This window comes from Rhodococcus sp. LB1, assembly GCF_001583455.1.
Classification (GTDB): Bacteria; Actinomycetota; Actinomycetes; order Mycobacteriales; family Mycobacteriaceae; genus Rhodococcus_F; species Rhodococcus_F opacus.
The window spans coordinates 1-4,584 of record NZ_LTCZ01000297.1 but is presented as its reverse complement, the minus strand read 5'-3'; the positions used below and the strand labels follow the sequence as shown (position 1 = coordinate 4,584).

At 63.9% G+C, this 4,584-nt stretch carries 4 protein-coding genes and 1 pseudogene; 3 read left to right on the top strand and 2 right to left on the bottom strand.

The features are described 5' to 3' along the window. The 3 genes from AZG88_RS31265 to AZG88_RS31255 form a co-directional block, all read left to right on the top strand. Positions 1-255 (top strand): YciI family protein (locus AZG88_RS31265; protein WP_061700076.1); only part of this gene is annotated, 255 nt, incomplete at its 5' end. Between the two features lie 442 nt (positions 256-697). Continuing rightward, positions 698-1,315: a polysaccharide deacetylase family protein gene (locus tag AZG88_RS31260; RefSeq protein WP_231914267.1), complete on the top strand. Its 618-nt coding sequence runs from the start codon at positions 698-700 to the stop codon at positions 1,313-1,315. A gap of 286 nt (positions 1,316-1,601) precedes the next feature. Continuing rightward, positions 1,602-1,970, top strand: coding sequence for a hypothetical protein (locus AZG88_RS31255; RefSeq protein ID WP_061700075.1), 369 nt, complete (start codon positions 1,602-1,604; stop codon positions 1,968-1,970). A gap of 252 nt (positions 1,971-2,222) precedes the next feature. On the opposite strand, the gene AZG88_RS31250 is transcribed toward AZG88_RS31255, so the two are convergent. Beyond that, a complete protein-coding gene (locus AZG88_RS31250) occupies positions 2,223-3,044 on the bottom strand; it encodes an Lsr2 family DNA-binding protein (protein WP_061700074.1) in 822 nt (273 codons plus the stop codon). Between the two features lie 1,174 nt (positions 3,045-4,218). After that, positions 4,219-4,584, bottom strand: a pseudogene (locus AZG88_RS52995) (hypothetical protein); the annotation flags it as partial.

The following is a 4,584-nucleotide window of genomic DNA, read 5'->3' as shown; positions in this document are numbered from 1 at the left end:
TTCGTCGACAGTCAGGCACTTTCCGCGGAGGGCACGTTCGTCCGATACGACGGCGAGGGGCGGCCGCCGGTCACCGACGGCCCGTTCGCGGAGACCAAGGACCTGATCGCCGGCTGGATGGTGATCGACGTCGAGACCCACGAGCGGGCGCTCGAGCTGGCCGGCGAGCTGTCCGCGGCCCCGGGTGCGGGTGGCAAGCCGATCCACGAGTGGCTCCCTCCGACTACTACGGAGTGCGGTTTTCACCACGGGTGACGACCTGTCCCCCGTCCGTCTGATCGCAGTGCCGAGGGCCGCTCGAACAAGGGCAGCCTGTCTAGTTCGTGGGCAAGAATGGATGAGATTCGGCGACACTCGGATACACAGGATGAGCCGGAGGCGTCACCCCTTCTCGGGGTTGATGCCTCCGGTTTCTGTCTCGACAGCCGCTCGGCGGGCATTCGCTTCTTCAACTCCCAGTGGGCGCATTGCTTCGGGGTCTCCCCCTCGGCTTCACACATAGACTGCTCATCAGCGGGGCGGTAATGGGCTCCTTACGGCAGAACCGCGGGATCGGAGACCCGCTCCCGTCGGCCCTGCAGCTCTCCGCATCGTGGCGAAACGACAGGCGAATCCGGTTGTCTCACCCGACCACCGAGCAGCAGGGGCCTGTTACTGTGGCCGAGTCCCAGGCAGCGACGGATGAACAGGAGCGCTGGTGACCACTCGCCAGAAAACCCGTCGGAGGACTCGGGTCGACACGGACGAAAAGGTCGTCGCTCTCACCTTTGACGACGGGCCGACCAGCAGAACACCCGAGGTGCTGCGGCTACTGAACGAGGCCGGCATCCGAGCAACGTTCTACCTCAACGGCACCGACCTGCGCGCGAACCCGGAACACGGCCGGCGGATCGCTGATGCCGGACACGAACTGGGCAACCACACCGACACCCACCGTCGAATGGTCTTCGTCTCTGCCGACACCGTGCGGGATGAAATCGAACGGACGGACGAGGCGATCCGGGCCACCGGCTACACCGGTCCGATCACCGTCCGCCCGCCGTACGGTAAGAAACTCCTCGGGCTTCCCCACTATCTCGCCGAGCACGATCGGACCACCGTCATGTGGGACGTCGAACCGGACTCCGCGGCCACCGCCGACACCGCTGGAATCGTAGCCGCGACTCTGGCGCAGACCCGCCCCGGTTCAATCATCCTCATGCACGTCATGTTTCCCTCGCGTCAAGCGTCGCTCGACGCCGTCCCAGACGTCCTCGCCGGACTCACGGCGGAGGGATATCGGTTCGTCACCGTGTCCGAACTACTCGAGTCCTGATTTCCACCGCCCTGTTCAGGTGTCCGCTGAGCTCACTTGTCGTCGGAGGCGGGGTCCGCGGCCGGACGCCGCCTCCTCAATCGCATTCCGCAATAGTCGGTCGTGGCGTTGTGAACGCGGACACGGACGGTCAGGAAGGGGCGTTAGCTAGTGCGTCGTGGCTACAACTTGCAGGTCCATGACGACTCCGGCCTCCCGGACCCAGGGACCGTCCGGGCGGCGGAATCATCGGGCTGTGCCATCCCGGGGCGAGTTACCCTGCGCACCCGAGGATGTAGCCACGACCGTGCGCCGGGAACTAGCGGCGTGGCGCCTCGTCGTCGAAACTGAGACCGGGATCGTCCTGCAACAACGCTACGACGTAGTCGATGCCGTCGACGAATGGACCGAGTTCGCGGTCAACGAGCCGCTCGACACTGCCCTGCCCTTCTCGAGTGGACCGGCCCCTTCCTGTCCGCCGAGGCAGCTCAGCCCCGGCGGCTTGTGGGCGAGCCGTCGATTTCCCCTCAGAGTTCTCGCCGGTGGGTCCCGCCCCGGCCGGACCGGCAGGGGCGGGATCGACGGTCACCTCGTCGGTGTCCGCGAAGGCTCGGCGTCCGTCAGCGTTCGCGATTGTCCCGATGCGCCGGCGCCCACTCGCCCCACCGCGGCATGAGAGTCTCCCGCCGCACCCGAAGCGCCACGCGCACCACGCTCAGGCTTGCCCTGAATTGGGGCTGCCTGCACCCAATCCACTCCTGAGTGGGAATCGCCAAGTCAGGTGCCCGGCGGGAGACCTCGCACCCGATAGCCGGCGCCGCTGGCGCCGGACAACCGCCCACCATATGGCGCCGAAGATCTCGATTCCCACAGGCCGATAGCCTTCATGACAGCATGGCCACGAGTTGCACCAGGGCAATCTTGCAACTCACGCCACCGGCATCTCAACCTGAGCGTCATGGAAGGCTCGCTCGAGCTCAGCCGGAATCCGGCCGCGGGATGACACTTCGTGGCCCACCCCGATCGCCCACTCACGAATCTCCTTCGGCGACTTCTTCGCCGGAGACTTTCTCACCGCTGCCCTCTTCACTGGCACCTTCGCTGTGCCCTTCTTTTTCACGGCCGTTTTCTCCGCAGCCACCTTCGTCGCGACCGTTTTCTTCCCGGCCGTTTTCGTCGCGGCCGTCTTCCTTACCGGCGCCGTCTTTGCCTGAATCTTCTTCGCCTGAGCGTCATGGAAGGCCTGCTCGATCTCGGCCGAAATCCGGCCGCGGGATGACACCTCGTGACCCACCCCGATCGCCCACTCACGAATCTCCCTGGACAACTTCTTCGCCGGAGCCCTACTCACCACTGCCCTCGCCACCGGCACCTTCGCTGCGACCGGCTTCTTCACGTCCGTTTTCTCCGCAGCCGCGTTTTTCGCGACTGTCTTCTTCGCAGCTGCCTTCGTCGCAGCTGTCTTCGTCGCGGCTGCCTTCGTCACCGGAGCCGTACTCGCCGCCGCCCTCGTCACCTGAGCCTTCTTCGCGACTAATTTCTTTCCGGCCGTCGTTGTCGCGGCCGTCTTCTTTACCGGCACCGTCTTTGCCTGAACCTTCTTCGCCTGAGCGACATGGAAGGCCTGCTCGATCTCGGCCGAAATCCGGCCGCGGGATGACACCTCGTGGCCCTCCCCGATCGCCCACTCACGAATCTCCTTGGTTGTCTTCTTCGCCGAACCTTCAGAACCCCTCGGTGATACCGCCATGTGTCTCCTTCTTCGCCGGGCAACCGTCGAATGCACACAGTAACGGCACGCGGCTCCTCCCGGTAATCAGGAAGCTCACCCGAACTGACATTTCACCGTCCCCAGACCATCGCCGATCTGAGCATATCAACACGATCCCCCTGGGGTCCCCACTCACGACAAACCCGAGCTTCAGGCAGAAAGAACGCGACTTACTTTGGCCGTTAACAACATTGGTAGGCCTCAGCGACGACAGCCAGTAGAATTACCTTTCAGGTCCGGCGGTATACATCAGGCCGCGTCGCTCCAATCCGGATCAGCCATATCGAGCCGTAGCTATCAGGAAGGAACGCGTATCTGCGCGTTACGAGGCCTGAACCAGACAGCCATCCAATTGCGAGCCAAAAAAATTCGGTTCTTCGTTTCAGCCGTTCGGGAAATCGGCCAAGTCCCGATATTTCTCAAAAGGCCGCTTCCTGGTAGCCGCTGGTGAATATGATCTGCGCCATCTGCTCGAAGCGCACACCCGCCCGATCAACGGCATGAAATCCTCCTCGCCGAGCACCATGGCATTCCCCACGCCACGGACACCAACGAAGACTTCCCAGAGTTGCTCTTTCGGGCTGTTGCAGTGGGCTTGGAGGGTCTTGGCGGGAGCGGACTGCCTTCTCCGATGCGAGTGCGGGATCGAAAATCTGCCACCGCCCGAGCTCACCGAGAACGGGTGCGATCACGTGGTCGAGTGCGGACGCTTAGACCGCGGCCTCGCCATGCGTGGCTAGCTGTTGAATCCGAATTCCAGGACGTCGGACGCGGCGCTCTCCGAGACAGACCCGATGTGGTGGCTGCTACTCGCCGGGGCAGAGTTCGGGATTGTCACGGGTTTGGTCCTCACCGACACGATTCAGACTCAGGCAGCCTGAGTCAATAACCATCCACCTCGCCGGAGCCCTTTCGCGCAGACCGGTACCGCCCGGGGCACGGGTGGAAGAACCTCTCAAGGCTCAGTTCACCCGATCCAGATGACGACCCGATGGATGGTAGATCACGGAATCCTGGTCGACCTCAGACGATTCTGTCAACCGCTTTCCCGGATTTCCAGCATCGAGTTCACCTGGATTCGATTGGGACGGAACATTTCCCGAACAATGGACCGAGATGCCTGGACCGGAAGGCCTCGTTGGATCGATGGTCACTATTCGGGGGGAACCCCAGCTGCCTCGCCGCCTCTCTTGGCGGGCGTCCCGGACCGGGCCGGTTTGGCGGCCGAAGCCTTCTTCGCCGGCGCCCTAGCAGCAGCCTTCTTCGCCGGCGCCTGCAGCAGCCTTCTTCACGGGTGCATTGGCGGCCGCAACCTCATTCACGGGCAACGTCTCGGACGGCGCCCGTTTGGCGATTGCCTCGGTGCCTCGCTTGGCGGGCGTCGTCCCGGACCGGGCGGGTTTGGCGGCCGCAGCCTTTTTCGCAGGTGCCTTAGCAGCAGCTTTCTTCGCCGGCGCCTTGGCACCAGCCTTCTTCGCGGGCGACACCTCGGACGGCGCCCGTTTGACGGCAGCAGCCT